Raw genomic sequence first — 15,746 nt, 5'->3', positions numbered from 1 at the left:
CAGGCGTCAGGCCCGGGGGTTGAGGCGGGCGTAGGCCGCGGGCGGCATGCCGACGGCGGCCGTGAAGTCGCGGGTCAGGTGGGCCTGGTCGGTGTAGCCGAGCTCGGCGGCGAGCGTGGCGAGGTCGAGGCCCTGCTGCACGCGTTCCGCGGCCTCGTGCAGCCGGAAGCGGCGGATCACCCATTTTGGGCCGATGCCGACATAGTCCCGGAACAGTCGTTGCAGCGAGCGCACCGACCGGCCCGCTCTGGCAGCCAGTTCGTCGACCCTGGTCACGGTCACGTCGTCCTCCACCATCCCCACCAGCGCCGCGGCCTCCTCGGCCAGCGGGTCCGGCTCGGGCCCGAGCTCCAGCAGGAACGCCTCCACCAAGGCGATGGCGGCGCCCGGGTCCTGCTCGGCCAGCACGCCTTCGACCAGGGCCGGGCCGGAGGCCGCGAACATCTCGCCGATCTCCACGAACCGGCCGGTGAGCTCCGACACCGGGGCGCCGAGCAGTGTCCGGAAGCCGCCGGGGCGGAAGCGGGTGCCGAGCGCCCGGCCGCTGCCCCGCATCGTGTACGAGAACCCACCGTCGATCACGCCCGCGACCTGGTGGAAGTCCTGGACGATCGTCATGTTCACGGTCGGGTGCGACAGGATGCGCTGCTCGTACGGCTCGGCGAGGTCGGTCCAGGTGACGACCCAGAAGTGGTCCACGTACGCGGCCAGCTCCGGCGACGGCGCCTGCCGCGCGAAATCGAAGGCGGCGAGCCCCGCGTACGGGTTGACCCAGCCGCGCTGTCGCGTTTCTACAAGCCGTGCCTCGGGCAGGCGGGACATCATGTCTGCCATGGAAGACATGATGCCGCTGATGGCGCGGGCCACCGACCGGACCGCGGGTCTGGTGACCGGGGTGCGGCCCGAGCAGTTCGATTCCCCGACGCCCTGCGCGGAGTTCGACGTCAAGGCGCTGGTCAGCCACCTGGAATGGGTGGCGGAGATGTTCGAGTCGCTGGCGCGCGGCGGGGAGCGCACCGAGCAGGGCCCGTACGCGGGCGACTTCCCCGAGCGGGCCGGGCGCATGCTGGACGCCTGGTCGCGGCCGGAGGCGTGGGAGGGCACCTGCGACGCGCTGGGCGGCCTGCCGATGCCCGTGGTGGCCCACCTGTGGCTGGTCGACATGGTCGTCCATGGCTGGGACCTGGCCAGGGCCACCGACCAGGCGTACGAACCGGACGCGGAGGCGGTGTCCCGGGGGCTGCGGTTCACCGAGGAGACGGTGGAGATGGGCCGGCGGCAGGGGGCGTTCGGGCCGCCGGTGGCGGTGCCGGACGACGCCCCGCCGTTCGACCGCCTGCTCGGCCTGATCGGCCGCGACCCGGCCTGGAGGCCCTGAGAGGGTGCGCTGCGGCAGCTCCACATGCGCGCAGCGCCCCCGCGGGGCCCGTCAGCAGGCCCCTGGTTGGGTCAGGCAACGAATCAACGCCCGGCAGTGACGGGCTCCGCGCCCTCCCGGGCAGGGACGGCACGCCGCCCGACGGCGACGAGCGCCGCGGCGATGTACAGGACCTGCTCCGGAACGCGCTGCCACAAGGGCGACGCCTCCCCGCCCGCGAACGGCACGTCGGAGACCGCCGCGTAGATGTTCGCCGGGAGCAGGAGGACGAACAGCAGAGCCAGGCAGAGCCCGGCGGCCCGGCGCGTGCCCGGCAGCACCAGCCCGAGCGCCCCGGCCAGCTCGAACACGCCGGTCAGGTAGACCATCGCGGCCGGGAACGGCACGAAAGGTGGCACCATGCGCACCAGGTCGCCATGGTTCGGCATGAAGGTCACACCCTCGGGGACGAAGTGCGCGCTTCCCGTCATGACCAGCATCACCGCCAGCCCGTGCGCCACGGACACCTGCCACGTGCCGAACCGCCGCACCCCGAGCACGCCCAGCAACCGGAAGCCCACCGTCGCCACCAAGAGAACGATCACAGTCACCGGGAACACCTCATTGGATAGTAGAGTTATCCGAACATTGGATAATGCTACTATCCAATGAGTGTCATGGCAAACGGGCCGGCGAGACGTCCCCGAGCCGCAGGTCGTCCTTGAAGACCAGGTCCGGGTGCTCCGGGACGACGAGGAAACCGCGCAGGTCGGTCCGTCGACGACGGGGACGGCTTCAGCGGTAGCCGGTCAGGCCGTCCGCCAGTTCTTCCTCGTCACCGTCCCGGTGCGCGGACAGGGCCTGTTGCAGGGCGAAGGTCGCCCGGATGACGGCGATGCGGCCGGCCGTCCCGCTGTCCGACCAGCCGCCCAGCGCGAGCACCCGATCCAGGAACCGCGTGCCGTAGCCGGCTCCGACGGCCGCGAGGTCCTCGGCGGGATCGCCGATCGTGACCTCGTCCCAATCGATCACCCCGCCCAGCACGGGCAGTCCGTCCGCGCACTCCCACAGGACGTTCTCGGGGCCGAGATCGCCGTGCACCACCGCGTCGGCGACGTGCGGAAGGCCGTCGAGCGCCGCGAGCTCCCGCTCGGCCCGCCGGCGCCCGCCGTCGGACATGAGCCCGAACAGCTCGGCGCGGACGTCCGCCGCGAACTCCCGCCATCGATCGCGCGGCGCCGGCAGGGCCGCTCGCACGCTCTCCTCGGCGCCGATCCTGGCCAGTTCGGTGAGCAGCGTGACGTACTGAGCCGCCGCGGCCTCGGCCACCCGGGCATCTTCGAGCGCCTCGGCCTCCAGCGGGGCTCCGGGAACGCGGCTGAGCACCAGGAACCGCGGCTGGTCCGCGCCGTGGCCGCCGCCCTCCGACAGCGGCCGGGGCGTACGGAACCCGAGCTCGAACCCGGCGAGCAGGCGCAGGACGGCGGCCCGCTGCGGCAGCCGGGTGGCGGCGGCCTCGGTGCGAGGCAGGCACACGACCTGGTCCGCGCCGATCACCACCTGGTGGAACTGCCCCTGACGGACGGTGAGGTCCTCCAGGTCGACGCCCGGCAGCAGCCGGCTCAGCAGAGCACGATTCACCCGCGACATCTCCTCAGGGCGTCATCGGCCACGGCGCTAGATGCCGATGGCGGCCTCGGGCTGCATGAGACGGCGGGCCGCCTCGGTGATCGAGCCCGACAGCGACGGGTAGACCGCGAACGTGTGGGCGACCTGGTCGACCGTCAGCCGCTGCTGCACGGCCAGCGACACCGCGAGGATCAGCTCCGAGGCGCGCGGGGCCACGATCACGCCGCCGAGCACGATGCCGGTGTGGGGGCGGCAGAACAGCTTGACGAAGCCGTCGTTGAAGCCCTGCATCTTGGCCCGCGCGTTGGTGGCCAGCGGCAGCTTGACCACGTTCGCGTCGATCTCGCCCGCCTCGATCGAGCGCTGCGCCACGCCGACCGCCGCGATCTCTGGGTCGGTGAAGATGTTGGAGGCCACCGTGGCCAGCCGCAGCGGCTGGACGGCCTCGCCCAGCGCGTGCCACACGGCGATGCGGCCCTGCATGGCGGCGACCGAGGCCAGCATGAGCACGCCGGTGCAGTCGCCGGCCGCGTAGACGCCGGGCGCGGAGGTGCGGGAGACCTTGTCGACCTTGACGAAGCCGTTGCGGTCGAGCTGGACGCCGGCCTCCTCAAGGCCCATGCCGCCGGTGTTGGGGACCATGCCGACCGTCATCAGCGCGTGGGAGCCCTCGGCCGTGCGGCCGTCCTCCAGGGTCACCACCACGCCGTCGGCCGTGCGCTTGACGGAGGCCGCGCGCGAGCGGCCCATGACGTTCATGCCGCGCCGCCGGTAGACCTCTTCGAGCACCTCGGCGCCGTCGGCGTCCTCGTTGGGCATCATCCGGTCGCGGCTGGAGACCAGGGTGACCTCCGCGCCGAGCGAGCGGTAGGCGCCGGCGAACTCGGCGCCGGTCACGCCGGAGCCGATCACGATCAGGTGCTCGGGCAGCTCCTCCAGGTCGTAGAGCTGCCGCCAGGTGAGGATGCGCTCGCCGTCGGGCTCGGCCCCCGGCAGCACGCGCGGCGTCGCGCCGGTGGCCACCAGCACCACGTCGGCCCTGATCGTACGGTCGCCCGCGCGGACGACCTGCGGATCGACCAGCCGCCCCCGCGCCTTGATGATCTCGACGCCCTCGGCCTCGACCCGGGTCGCGATGTCGGCCGACTGGGCCTGGGCCAGCTCCTTGACCCGCTTGTTGACCAGCGGCAGGTCGACGCCGACCACGCCCGCGTCGCCGTCGGGGCCGCCCGAGAACGACACGCCGAGCGAGGGCGCGTCGAGAAGTGCCTGCTTGCGGACGGAGGTCGCGATCAGCGTCTTGGACGGCACGCAGTCGGTGAGCACGCAGGCTCCGCCCGGGCCGTCCTGCTCGACCATCGTGACTTGCGCGCCTAGCTGGGCGGCCACCAGCGCCGCTTCGTAGCCGCCTGGTCCGCCACCAATGATCACGATCCTCGTCACGTGTCCCATTCTCCCGCACGTGCCCCCGGAAGCCGCAACCGGGCCATGGCGGGATGACGCTCCCGTGGACATGGGGGACACATGGGCCTTCCGTGCCCGGCTTGATGGACCGACACGCCGGGTCAGCGTGGCAGGATGGCGCGGTAGCTGGATGACGAGCGGCACCCGGCGAGAGGGGTGGATCGTGGCGTGGCTTTCGGATCAATCAGGGAAGCCGAATGATCTACGGCTGTATGCCTCCTACGGGATGAACATGGACCCCGAGCAGATGGCCATGCGCGCCCCGCACTCCCCGATCTGGGGGGTCGGCTGGCTGACCGGCTGGCGGCTGACCTTCGGCCGCACCGACAGCAAGTGGGAGAGCTCGCTCGCCACCATCGTGGAGGATCCCGACGAGCACGTCTTCGTCGTGCTCTACGACGTGCCCGAATGGGAGGAGACCTCGCTCGACCAGTGGGAGGGCGCGGTCCGCGGGGCGTACCACAAGGTGCGGCTGCGGGTGCAGACCCTCGACGGCGAGGCCGTGGCCTGGTTCTACGTGCTCGACGGCTACGAGGGCGGCCTGCCCTCGGCCCGCTACCTGTGCAACCTGGCCGACGCGGCCGAGCGTGCGGGCGCCCCCGACGACTACGTCAAGGAGCTGCGGGAGCGCCCCTGCACCTCGGCGCCCTAGCGCAGCGGCTCGTCCTTGGTCTCACGCAGCACGAAGACGTAGACCAGCGTGGAGATCAGGGCCAGAGCGGACATGTACCACGGGAACATCCCAGGGTTGCCCGCCTTCTGGAGCGCGGTGCCGATCAGCGGCGCGGTGCCACCGAAGATCGCCACGGTCAGCGAGTACGGGAACCCGGCCCCCGCCGCCCGCACCCGGGTCGGGAACAGCTCGGAGTTCACCGCGGCCGAGACCGAGGTGAAGCAGCCCAGGAACACCATGCCGATCATCTGCACGACGAGCAGGCTCGCGAAGGAGTCGGTGAGCAGCCCGAGCAGTGGCACCGGCAGGATCAGGAAGCCGAGCCCGAACGCGATCAGCATCGGCTTGCGCCCGATCTTGTCCGACAGCAGGCCGAGCAGCGGCTGCAAGAACATGAAGAACACCAGCGAGATCGTGCCGACCTGCAGCGACTCGGCCTTGTCGAACGAGACCGTGATCTGCGCGTAGGTGGGCAGGAAGCTGGTCCAGGTGTAGTACGCGACGGTGCCGGCGATCGTGATGCCGACGATGGTGAGCGCGGACTTCGGGTGGAGCCTGAGGAACTCGAACATGCCCGGCCGCTTGACCTCACCCCGCTGGATCTCCTCCGCGACCGCCGAGGTCTCGTCGGCGCCCTTGCGGATCCACAGGCCGACGAGGCTGAGCAGTGCGCCCACCAGGAACGGGATGCGCCAGCCGTAGGAGCTCATGTCCTCCTTGACCAGCGTCGCGGTGAGCACCGCGGCCAGTCCGGAGGCGATGAGCTGGCCGATGGTGGTGCTGACGTACTGGAAGGAGGAGAACAGGCCGCGACGGCGCGGCGGGGCCGACTCGACGAGGAACGTGGTGGCGGCGGCGAACTCACCGCCCACGGACAGGCCCTGGACGAGCCGGGCCAGCGTCAGGATGACCGGTGACAGCAGCCCCGCGGCCTCGTAGGTGGGGGTCAGGCCGAGCAGCAGCGAGCCGCCGCCCATCAGGACGATGGTGAAGGTCATGGCGGACTTGCGGCCGTACCGGTCGGCGAAGGCGCCCACCAGCAGGCCGCCGAGGGGCCGCATGAAGAAGCCCACCGCGAAGACCGCGAACGAGCTCAGCAGCGGCACCAGGCTGTTGCCCGAGCTGTCGGGGAAGATCTGCGCCGAGAAGACCGTGGCCAGGAAGGTGTAGGCGTACCAGTCGTACCACTCGACCACGTTGCCGATGCTGGCCGCCATGAGCTGACGGACCCTGCTCTTGGGTATGCCGAGCGGCGATTGCGCGACGGGGGAGGTCGACACGGCATGTCTCCTTTTGCTGACACGTGGGGTGATGGCTTACTGTGCATTCGGAAGACCGAAACAGTCAAATGTCTGGGCAATTATTAACAAACCCGACACGGAAGCGGTTGCAGGTGGACGTTCTCGACCGACGGCTCGTCGCCGCGCTCCAGGTCAGCCCGCGCGCCACGTGGGGCGAGATCGGCCGGGCGGTGGGCGAGCACGAACGCACGGTCGCCCGCCGGCTCCAGCGGCTCATCGCCGACGGCGTCGTCCGTGTCACCGCGATCTACGACGACCTGCGCACCGGCCACGGCCGCCCCGCGCACCTGCACGTCCAGGTGCGGCCCGGCACGGCGGCCCAGGTGGCCAGGTCGCTCACCGACCGGCGCGACACGCGGTCGGTCTACGCGCTGACCGGGGCCGCCGACCTGGCCTGCGAGCTGGTGCCGCCGTCCCGGCAGGACCTGCACACCATCCTGTCCCACGACATCAGCGACATCGACGGCGTGCTCCAGACGCAGACCCAGGTCGTGCTGCACACGTTCACGACCGTGGCCGAGTGGCACGCGCCCTTCCTGACCGAGCGGGAGGTCGCCGAGCTGCGCCCCGCGCCGCCGCCGCCCGACCTGCCCGACGAGGACGGCCTGTCGCCGCTGGAGAAGGAGATCGCCGAACTGCTGGCGGCCGACGGCCGGGCCGCCTTCACCACGATCGCCGAACGGCTCGACCTCTCCGTGCCGACCGCCCGGCGGCGGGTCGGCTCGCTCATCGACCGGCGGTTACTGCTGCCGCGCGCCGAGGTCGAGCCCGCGCTGCTCGGGCTGGAGGTCGAGGCCATGCTGTGGCTGAAGGTGCGGCCGTACGGGCTCGGCGAGACCGGCCGGCGCCTGGCCGCGCACCCCAACGTGCGTTACTGCGCCGCCACGTCGGGCACCCACTCCCTCATCGTGCAGGTGGCGGTGGCCCATGAGGCGGACCTCTATCGTTTCATGACCGACGTGCTCGGCCGGCTCGACGAGATCACCGACAGCGACCTGACCCTCATCACCCGCGCGTACAAACGCGGCCACCTCCACAAGTCCGGACTGCTCACCCTGGAGAAGACGCCATGACACCTGCCGAGAAGGAAGTCGCCGACCTGTGCGTGGAGCTGATCCGCGTCGACAGCAGCAACTACGGGGACGGCAGCGGCCCCGGTGAGCGGGCCGCGGCCGAGGTCGTCATGGCCCGGCTGGACGAGGTCGGCATCGAGGCGACGTACGTCGAGAGCGAGCCGGGCCGTGGCAACGTGGTCACCCGCGTCGAGGGCACCGACCCGTCGCTGCCGGCGCTGCTCGTCCACGGCCACCTCGACGTGGTGCCCGCCAACGCCGCCGACTGGTCGGTCGACCCCTTCGCCGGCGAGGTCAGGGACGGTTACATCTGGGGCCGCGGCGCCGTGGACATGAAGGACATGGACGCGATGATGCTGGCCGTGCTGCGCCAGCTGAAGCGCGAGGGACGCCGCCCGCGCCGCGACATCGTCTTCGCCTGGGTCGCCGACGAGGAGGCCGGCGGCGTGTACGGCGCCAAGTACCTCACGGCCCACCACCCCGAGCTGTTCGAGGGCGTGACCGAGTCCATCAGCGAGGTCGGCGGCTACTCGCTGGAGGTCGACCCGTCGCTGCGGCTGTACCTGATCGAGACGGCCCAGAAGGGCCTGGCCTGGATGAAGCTGGTCGCCGACGGCACCGCCGGGCACGGCTCGATGCTCAACTCCGACAACGCGGTCACCGAGGTCGCCAAGGCCGTGGCCCGGCTCGGCGGGCACGAGTGGCCGCTGACCTACACGCCGACCGTGCGCCAGTTCCTCACCGAGGTCGCCGACGCCTTCGGCCTGCCGTTCGACGAGGACGACCCGGCCCCGCTGCTGGACAAGCTCGGCCCGCTGGTGCGGTTCGTCGGCGCGACGCTCCGCCACACCACCAACCCGACCCAGCTCGACGCCGGCTACAAGTCCAACGTCATCCCCGGCCAGGCCACGGCCGTCGTGGACGGGCGCTTCCTGCCCGGCTTCGAGGACGACTTCTTCAAGACCGTCGACTCGCTCATCGGGCCGAACGTGCGCCGCGAGTTCGTGCACCACGACATCGCGCTGGAGACGACGTTCGACGGCGCGCTGGTCGAGTCGATGATCGCGGCGCTGAAGGCCGAGGACCCGACAGCGCGGGCGGTGCCGTACTGCATGTCGGGCGGCACCGACAACAAGACCTTCTTCGCCGACCTCGGGGTGCGCGGCTTCGGGTTCGTGCCGCTGCGGCTGCCCGGCGACATGGACTTCGCCTCGATGTTCCACGGCGTGGACGAGCGGGTGCCGGTGGACGCGCTGCAGTTCGGGGTGCGGGTCCTAGACAGGCTGCTCCTAAACTACTGAGATGTGAGCAACGACGCATACACCCTGGCCGTAGAGGCCGCCGCCGCCCTGACCGGCGCGGCCGGCCTCGACACCTTCGACGTGGCCCTCGTCATGGGGTCGGGGTGGGTTCCCGCCGCTGACGCGATCGGGCAGACCGTGGCCGAGATCCCGTTCACCGATCTGCCCGGCTTCCGCGCCCCGGCCGTGGCCGGGCACGGTGGCAAGATCCGCGTCGTCCGCACCCCGTCCGGGCGGCACGCGCTGGTCTTCCTCGGCCGCACCCACCTGTACGAGGGCCTGGGCGTCGACGCGGTCGTCCACGGCGTGCGCACGGCGGCCGCGGCGGGCGTGCGCACGATCGTCCTGACCAACGCGGCGGGCGGTCTGCGGCCGGAGACCCAGAACGTCGGCGACCCGGTCCTGATCAGCGACCACGTCAACCTGACCGGCGCCAACCCGATCACCGGCACCACCTTCATCGACCTCACCGAGGTCTACTCGCGCCGCCTGCGCGCCCTGGTCCGCGAGATCGACCCGACCCTGGCCGACGGCGTCTACGTGGCCTTCCGCGGCCCGACGTACGAGACGCCGGCCGAGATCCGGATGCTGCGCACGCTCGGCGGCGACCTGGTGGGCATGTCCACCGTGCTGGAGGCCATCGCCGCCCGCGAGGCGAACCTGGAGGTGCTCGGCGTCTCCCTGGTCACCAACCCGGGGGCGGGCCTGTCCGGCGAGCCGCTCAACCACGAGGAGGTCCTGGAGGTGGGCCGCGCCACGGCCGCCCGCATGGGCGTGCTGCTGGCCAAGGTGGTGGACCGCCTGTGACCCCCGGCCTCCCGCCCGAGTCCGGCGGTGACGTGCCGCTGCCGCCCGTCGACGCCGACCTGCTGCGCCGCGCCCGTCAGTGGCTGGCCCAGGACCCCGACCCGGACACCCGGGCCGAGCTGTCCGGCCTCCTGGAGGACGACGACCTGCCCGCCCTGCGCGAGCGGTTCCAGGCCAAGCTGGAGTTCGGCACCGCCGGCCTGCGCGGCGAGCTGGGCGCGGGCCCCAACCGGATGAACCGGGTCACCGTCATGCGCGCCGCCGCCGGTCTGGCCGGTGTGCTCGGCCCCGGCAAGCACGTCGTGATCGGCTACGACGCCCGGCACAAGTCCGACGTGTTCGCCAGGGACACCGCCGCCGTCCTGACCGGCGCGGGACTGCACGTCTCGCTGCTGCCGCGCCCGCTGCCCACGCCGGTGCTGGCCTTCGCCGTGCGCCAGCTCGGGGCCGACGCGGGCGTGACGGTCACGGCCAGCCACAACCCGCCCAGGGACAACGGCTACAAGGTCTACTGGGGCGACGGCTCGCAGATCGTGCCGCCGGTCGACCGGGAGATCTCGGCCGCCATCGACGCCGCGGGCCGGGTCGACCAGCTCCCCCTCGACGGCCCCGGCACGCTCACCGAGCTGGGCGAGGACATCGTCGACGACTACATCGACGCGGTGACCGCCCTGCCGCTGGGCGAGGCGCGCGACCTGCGGGTGGCGTACACGCCGCTGCACGGGGTGGGCTCCGGGACGCTGACGGGCGCCTTCCTCGCGGCCGGCTTCGAGACGCCGATGGCCGTGGAGGAGCAGCGCAACCCCGACCCCGACTTCCCGACGGTGGCCTTCCCCAACCCGGAGGAGCCCGGGGCGATGGACCTGGCCGTCGCGCTGGCCGCCAAGCTCGGCTCCGACCTGATCCTGGCCAACGACCCCGACGCCGACCGGTGCGCGGTCGGCGTGCCGCTGCCCGACGGCACGTGCCGCATGCTGACCGGCGACGAGGTCGGCGGTCTGCTGGCCGAGCACGTGATCACGCACACCACGGGCGACCGCCTGGTGGCCACCACGATCGTCTCCTCGACGCTGCTGAGCAAGATCGCCCAGGCCCACGGCGTGCGCTACGGCGAGACGCTGACCGGGTTCAAGTGGATCATGAAGGCGGGCGAGGGCCTGGTCTTCGGCTACGAGGAGGCCATCGGCTACAGCGTCGGCTCCGACGCCGGCCTGCCGGTCCACGACAAGGACGGCATCGGCGCGGCCCTGACCGTGGCGGCCGTCGCCGCCGCCGCCAAGCGCGACGGGCGCACCCTGCTCGACCTGCTCGACGACCAGGCCGTCCGGTACGGCCTGCACGCGACGTCCCAGCTCAGCTTCCGGGTCGCCGACCTGTCGCTGATCTCCGGGGCGATGGACCGCCTGCGCGCCGCCCCGCCGTCCCGGCTCGGCGACCACGCGGTGGAGGCCGTCGACGACCTGAGCCGCGGCGACGGCGGCCTGCCGCCGACCGAGGGCCTGCGCTTCCGCCTGTCGGACGGCGGCCGCGTCGTGGTCCGCCCGTCGGGCACCGAGCCGAAGCTGAAGTGCTACCTGGAGGTGGTGGTGCCGGTGGCGGGCGAGGTGTCGCAGGCCCGCGCGTCCGCCGCCCGCGACCTCGACGCCCTGAAGGCCGACCTCACCACCGCCCTGGAACTCTGAGCGCCTCCGGTCCCGCTCGGGCCAGGGGTTTCCGGGGGGCCGGGCCCGCGTCGCGTCGCGGGCCCGGGGTCTCGGGGTCACATGTCGGCGCCGGCCGAGAACATGATCGGCCGGACCTCGACGGCCAGGCCCTCGATCCGGCTGTCCGGGATCATCCCGGCCAGCTCGATCGCGCGTTCGCGGCTCTCGCAGTCGACGATGTAGTAGCCGCCCATGTACTCCTTGGCCTCCAGGTAGGGGCCGTCGGTCACGGCGGGCAGCCCGTTGCGGGTGCGGACGACGGCGCTGGTCGACGGGTCGCCGAGCGCCTGCGTGCCGATCATCTCGCCCGACTCCTGGATCGTCTTCATGAACGCGCCGTGGCCGTTCATGATCAGCTCGCGCTGCTCCTCGGTCAGGGTGTCCATGACCTGCTGGTTCACCTGCATGATCAGCAGAAACTTCATCGTCTCTCCTCGTGGTCGTGCGAGTTCCGTCGTGCTGGAGTCGGAGCCGGCGCGGCCCTCTCGACATCCCCGCGGAACTTCTCCGGAAAGCATGTCGAGCGCGCGCCCCCCGCTCCGACCTCCTGGCGGAACCGATGACACCAGGAGGGTGCCGACATGCCGAATCTCACCGAGACCGCCGCCGAGCCCCGGGCCGGGCGGCGCGAATGGGCCGGGCTGGCGGTGCTCGCCCTGCCGACCCTGCTCGTCGCGGTCGACATCAACGCGCTGTTCCTGGCGCTGCCCCGGCTGAGCGTGGACCTGGGGGCCGGCGCCGTCCAGCAGTTGTGGATCATCGACATCTACGGGTTCATGGTCGCCGGGCTGGTGATCACCATGGGCGGCCTCGGCGACCGGATCGGCCGCCGCCGGCTGCTGCTGACCGGCGCGGCGGCCTTCGGCGTCGCCTCCGTCGTGGCGGCGTACGCGACCGGCCCCGCCATGCTGATCGCCGCCCGTACCGTGCTGGGCGTGGCCGGGGCCACGCTCATGCCCTCCACGCTCGCGCTCATCACCAACATGTTCCGCGACGCCCGGCAGCGCGGCACGGCCATCGCCGTCTGGGCCACCTGCCAGTTCGCCGGGGCCGCGCTCGGGCCGGTCGTCGGCGGGCTGCTCCTGGAGCACTTCTGGTGGGGGTCGGTGTTCCTGCTGGCCGTGCCGGTGATCGTGGTGCTGCTCGTGGCCGGCGTCCTGCTGCTGCCGGAGTTCCGCGACCCGGACGGCGGGCGCATGGACCTGGTCAGCGTGGCGCTGTCGATGCTGGCGATCCTGCCGGTGGTCTGGGGCGTCAAGGAGCTGGCCGCCTCGTCGGTGTCGGCCGGGCCCGGCGTGCCGCTCGCGGTGATCGCGGTCGGTCTCGCGTTCGGGGCGGCGTTCGTACGGCGGCAGCTCACGCTCGACGCTCCCCTGCTCAACCTGCGCCTGTTCGCCCAGCGGCCGCTCACCCTGATCCTGACCGCGCTCGTGCTCGCCGGGATCGCGATGGCGGGCACCGGTCTCCTGGTCACCCAGCTCCTGCAGTCGGTGCTGGGGTACACCCCGGCGCAGTCGGCGTTGTGGTTCGCGCCCATGGGGCTCGGCGTCGCGCTGGGCACCACGCTGACCCCGGGGCTCACCCGCCGCCTGGCCCCCCGGACGGCCGTCGTGGGCGGCCTGACGCTGTCGGCCGCCGGGGCGGCGCTGCTCACGCAGGCCGGGTCCGGGCTGCCGGTGGTGATCACCGCCATCACCGTGCTGGCGCTGGGCACCGGCCCGCTGTTCGCCCTGGGCACGGGGATCGTGGTCGGTTCCGTGCCGCCGGAGAAGGCCGGGTCGGCGGCCTCGCTGGCCGAGTCCGGCAACTTCCTCGGCGGCACGCTCGGCCTGGCCCTGCTCGGCACGGTCGGCGCGGCCGTCTACCACCACGCCCTGCCCGCGGACGTGCCCGAGGCCGCCAGGGAGACCGTGGCGGGCGCGGCGGCCGTGGCCGCGCGGCTCGCCCCGGCACAGGCCGCCGAGCTGCTGCGGGCCAGTCACGCCGCGTTCGTCAGCGGGCTCGTGACGATCGGCCTGGCGGGCGCGGCCCTGTTCGTGCTGGCCGCGCTGCTGACCTCACGGCTGCCCCGCACCGAAGCGGCGTGACGGGCCCGATGACTGGCCCGGTGAGGGGCCGGATGACAGGCCCGGTTTCTGGCCGGATGAGGGGCCGGATGACGGGCCGCGTCATCCGGCCGAGTGTCAGGCCAGGCGGAACTGCAGGTCGATGTCCCACTTGTTCAGGTCGGGCTCGACCCGCGGGTCCGTCCGGTACAGCTCCAGCCGGCAGCCCCAGTGCTCGGTCCCGCCCTTCTCGGTCATGTCCCAGGTCAGGCCCTGTTCGGCGGCCCACGTCAGCACCGACTCGATGACGCCGGAGAGCTGGTCGGGGTGGCCGTGGTGGGTCTCGGTGACGAAACGGCCCGCGGGCAGCGTGCCCGCGTGGAACTCGCCCTCCCCCGCCACGGGCGCGGTGACGGGCACGCCCGCCTCCACCACCAGCCGGTCCTGCGGCAGGTCGATGCTGTCGTACCGGAAGAACGGGGCTCCGGCGAGCGTGTGCCCGCGCTCGGCGAGCCAGCCGATCATCTCCGCGATCCGGTCCCCGACGAGGCCGAAGCTGGTCATCGTGATGGTCTTCCGGATCCCGATGTAAGGACGCTCGGGAAATTCGACGATCTGTGGCATGTGTCTGTCCTCCTTCACCTGTCAGTACGGAGCGCGCCCCCGAAACTCATCGGCAGGCCGAAGGACGACACGAGCCCGGGATCGAGAAAGGTGGTCATGCCGGTGACGACTCCGCCGCCGATCTCCAGGACTACCAGGGCGAACGCCTTCCCGTCCCGGTACTGGGCGAAGGCGGGCGCGCCGTTCGCCCTGGCCGGCAGCAGGCGGGTGCCGTCGCAGGGCGCCGCGGCGGCCACCAGGACCGCCCTGATCGCCTCCCGGCCGCGCAACCACCACGCGAACGGCGGCATCGACATCGTCGCGTCCTCGCGCAGCAGCGAGACCAGCGCGTCCACGTCGTACCGCTCGAAGGCCGAGACGTAGCGGTCGAGCAGCCTCTCGTCCACCTCGGCGTCCTCCGGGGTGACGGCGGGCAGGCGGGCGCGGGCGCGCTGCAACGCGCTGTTCACGGACGCGACGCTCATCTCCAGCAGGCCCGCCACCTCGGCGGCCTGCCACTTCAGCACGTCACGCAGGATCAGCACGGCCCGCTGCCGCGCCGGCAGCCGCTGCAACGCGGCCACGAACGCCAGCCGCACGCTCTCCCTGGCCACCGCCAGCTCCGCCGGGTCGGCCGGGAGCACGCGGTCGTCGGGGACGGGCCACACCCAGGCGTCCCCGGGCAGCGGCTCGCCGAGCGGGTCACCCGGACGCGCCGCCGGCCCGAGGTCCATCGCCCGCGCCCGCCGCTGCGGCCCGCGCAGCATGTCGAGGCAGACGGACGTGGCGAGCCGGAACAACCACGGGCGCAACGGCCCCCGCCCGGCCTGGTACGTGCGCCAGGCCCGGACGAACGTCTCCTGCACCGCGTCCTCGGCCTCGAAGCCCGAGCCGAGCATGCGGTAGCAGTAACCGGTCAGCTCGACCCGGTGGTGTTCCAGCTCGGTCGCCTCCACTAGATCGGGGCCACCTCGATCTGCAGCTCGTGCACCCATTCCGCGCGGTCGTCCGGGCAGTGCAGCGACACCTCGCGCGCCAGGTCGAGCGAACGGTAGCCGTTCTCCTCGATCCAGTGGGCCAGGGCCTGGAAGGTCGGCCCGACGGCCTCCATCGGGCCGTGGTGGATGATCGTGGCCGCCGTGCCGATGGCGGGCAGGTCTCTGATCTCGAAGTCGTGGCGGGGGTCGGGGTCGGCGTTGACCGGCAGGCAGGCGTGGACCATGACCGAGCCGTCGTCCTCCTGGCGGTAGTGGGCCAGGCCGGGGCCGACCACCTTGAGGCCGGCCTGCTCCACGCGGGCGCAGATCTCGGCGAACAGCGGCTGGATCACCGGGCCGACGTCCTCGCCCTCGTAGCTGGCGGCTCTGGCGCTGAGCTGGGCGACCCGTACCGGGCTGACCTTCTTCAGCATGACTTCCGCGGTTCTCATCTGACCCTCCGTCTCGATGCTGCGGAGTCTCGCCTCGACGCCGCGCAGCCTGGCCAGGTCGGCGCTGATCTGCGCCTCAAGCTGGGCGCGGCGCAGCCGTACCATGCCGTGGAGCTCCTCGGTGCTGACCTTCTCGTCCAGGATCGCCCGGACCTGGTCCAGCGTGAAGCCGAGGTCCTTGATGGCGACGATGCGGTTGAGCCTGGCCAGTTGCGCGGCCTGGTAGGACCGGTAACCGGTGAGCGGGTCCACCTGCGCGGGACGCAGCAGACCGATGGCGTCGTAGTGGCGGAGCATGCGTACGGACACGAGCCCCAGCCTGGCGAATTCTCCGATGCTGAACATGTCCGCTCCAGGAGTA

At 72.2% G+C, this 15,746-nt stretch carries 16 protein-coding genes; 7 read left to right on the top strand and 9 right to left on the bottom strand.

Going from position 1 to position 15,746, the window contains the following annotated elements:
- Window positions 1-6 precede the first annotated feature (6 nt).
- The gene (locus ACIA8R_RS24110; RefSeq protein ID WP_397040459.1) at window positions 7-834 is read right to left on the bottom strand and encodes a DUF6597 domain-containing transcriptional factor; all 828 of its coding nucleotides are present in this window, start codon (window positions 832-834) and stop codon (window positions 7-9) included.
- On the opposite strand from ACIA8R_RS24110, the gene ACIA8R_RS24105 reads away from it, so the two are divergent.
- Window positions 833-1,378 (top strand): TIGR03086 family metal-binding protein, encoded by a 546-nt coding sequence (locus ACIA8R_RS24105; RefSeq protein WP_397040458.1) that lies wholly within the window; start codon window positions 833-835, stop codon window positions 1,376-1,378. The two genes, ACIA8R_RS24110 and ACIA8R_RS24105, sit on opposite strands and share 2 nt — an antisense overlap.
- An 83-nt stretch (window positions 1,379-1,461) precedes the next feature.
- Here the strand turns inward: ACIA8R_RS24105 and ACIA8R_RS24100 are convergent, their stop codons facing one another.
- The 3 genes from ACIA8R_RS24100 to ACIA8R_RS24090 all read right to left on the bottom strand — a co-directional run bounded on the left by ACIA8R_RS24100 (window position 1,462) and on the right by ACIA8R_RS24090 (window position 4,429).
- Window positions 1,462-1,968: a hypothetical protein gene (locus tag ACIA8R_RS24100; RefSeq protein WP_364086164.1), complete on the bottom strand. Its 507-nt coding sequence runs from the start codon at window positions 1,966-1,968 to the stop codon at window positions 1,462-1,464.
- Window positions 1,969-2,152: 184 nt separating this feature from the next.
- Window positions 2,153-3,007 carry a viomycin phosphotransferase gene (vph, locus tag ACIA8R_RS24095; protein WP_397040456.1) on the bottom strand — a complete coding sequence of 285 codons (855 nt, stop codon included), beginning with the start codon at window positions 3,005-3,007 and terminating at the stop codon, window positions 2,153-2,155.
- Window positions 3,008-3,034: 27 nt separating this feature from the next.
- The gene (locus ACIA8R_RS24090; RefSeq protein WP_357702436.1) at window positions 3,035-4,429 is read right to left on the bottom strand and encodes an NAD(P)H-quinone dehydrogenase; all 1,395 of its coding nucleotides are present in this window, start codon (window positions 4,427-4,429) and stop codon (window positions 3,035-3,037) included.
- 247 nt (window positions 4,430-4,676) lie between these two features.
- On the opposite strand from ACIA8R_RS24090, the gene ACIA8R_RS24085 reads away from it, so the two are divergent.
- Entirely contained in the window at window positions 4,677-5,102 is a 426-nt protein-coding gene (locus ACIA8R_RS24085; RefSeq protein WP_364086158.1) for a gamma-glutamylcyclotransferase, read from the top strand.
- On the opposite strand, the gene ACIA8R_RS24080 is transcribed toward ACIA8R_RS24085, so the two are convergent.
- The gene (locus ACIA8R_RS24080) at window positions 5,099-6,403 is read right to left on the bottom strand and encodes an MFS transporter (protein ID WP_397040453.1); all 1,305 of its coding nucleotides are present in this window, start codon (window positions 6,401-6,403) and stop codon (window positions 5,099-5,101) included. The two genes, ACIA8R_RS24085 and ACIA8R_RS24080, sit on opposite strands and share 4 nt — an antisense overlap.
- 113 nt (window positions 6,404-6,516) lie before the next feature.
- Between ACIA8R_RS24080 and ACIA8R_RS24075 the strand changes: the two genes are divergently transcribed.
- The 4 genes from ACIA8R_RS24075 to ACIA8R_RS24060 are packed head-to-tail and all read left to right on the top strand — an operon-like array spanning window position 6,517 to window position 11,287.
- Entirely contained in the window at window positions 6,517-7,497 is a 981-nt protein-coding gene (locus ACIA8R_RS24075) for an Lrp/AsnC family transcriptional regulator (protein ID WP_357702430.1), read from the top strand.
- Window positions 7,494-8,798, top strand: coding sequence for a M20/M25/M40 family metallo-hydrolase (locus tag ACIA8R_RS24070; protein ID WP_357702428.1), 1,305 nt, complete (start codon window positions 7,494-7,496; stop codon window positions 8,796-8,798). Before ACIA8R_RS24075 ends, ACIA8R_RS24070 begins: the two co-directional genes overlap by 4 nt.
- 3 nt (window positions 8,799-8,801) lie before the next feature.
- A complete protein-coding gene (locus tag ACIA8R_RS24065; protein WP_357702426.1) occupies window positions 8,802-9,605 on the top strand; it encodes a purine-nucleoside phosphorylase in 804 nt (267 codons plus the stop codon).
- A gap of 38 nt (window positions 9,606-9,643) precedes the next feature.
- Complete coding sequence (locus tag ACIA8R_RS24060; RefSeq protein WP_397040751.1) at window positions 9,644-11,287, top strand: phospho-sugar mutase; 1,644 nt, start codon at window positions 9,644-9,646, stop codon at window positions 11,285-11,287.
- A 77-nt stretch (window positions 11,288-11,364) separates the two neighbouring features.
- Here ACIA8R_RS24060 and ACIA8R_RS24055 read toward each other — a convergent pair whose 3' ends face one another.
- Entirely contained in the window at window positions 11,365-11,733 is a 369-nt protein-coding gene (locus ACIA8R_RS24055; RefSeq protein ID WP_357702424.1) for a YciI family protein, read from the bottom strand.
- Window positions 11,734-11,889: 156 nt separating this feature from the next.
- Here ACIA8R_RS24055 and ACIA8R_RS24050 point away from each other — a divergent pair, with 156 nt between their 5' ends.
- Window positions 11,890-13,395, top strand: a complete 1,506-nt coding sequence (locus tag ACIA8R_RS24050; RefSeq protein ID WP_397040450.1) for an MFS transporter — start codon at window positions 11,890-11,892, stop codon at window positions 13,393-13,395.
- A 96-nt stretch (window positions 13,396-13,491) separates the two neighbouring features.
- On the opposite strand, the gene ACIA8R_RS24045 is transcribed toward ACIA8R_RS24050, so the two are convergent.
- The 3 genes from ACIA8R_RS24045 to ACIA8R_RS24035 are packed head-to-tail and all read right to left on the bottom strand — an operon-like array spanning window position 13,492 to window position 15,730.
- Complete coding sequence (locus ACIA8R_RS24045) at window positions 13,492-13,977, bottom strand: GyrI-like domain-containing protein (protein ID WP_364086146.1); 486 nt, start codon at window positions 13,975-13,977, stop codon at window positions 13,492-13,494.
- A 14-nt stretch (window positions 13,978-13,991) separates the two neighbouring features.
- Window positions 13,992-14,951 carry a sigma-70 family RNA polymerase sigma factor gene (locus tag ACIA8R_RS24040; protein ID WP_397040448.1) on the bottom strand — a complete coding sequence of 320 codons (960 nt, stop codon included), beginning with the start codon at window positions 14,949-14,951 and terminating at the stop codon, window positions 13,992-13,994.
- Window positions 14,912-15,730, bottom strand: a complete 819-nt coding sequence (locus ACIA8R_RS24035) for a MerR family transcriptional regulator (protein ID WP_364086142.1) — start codon at window positions 15,728-15,730, stop codon at window positions 14,912-14,914. Before ACIA8R_RS24035 ends, ACIA8R_RS24040 begins: the two co-directional genes overlap by 40 nt.
- Window positions 15,731-15,746 lie beyond the last annotated feature (16 nt).

Source organism: Nonomuraea sp. NPDC051191 (assembly GCF_044455665.1).
Lineage (GTDB): Bacteria > Actinomycetota > Actinomycetes > Streptosporangiales > Streptosporangiaceae > Nonomuraea.
This window is presented reverse-complemented; position numbering and strand designations above follow the sequence as displayed.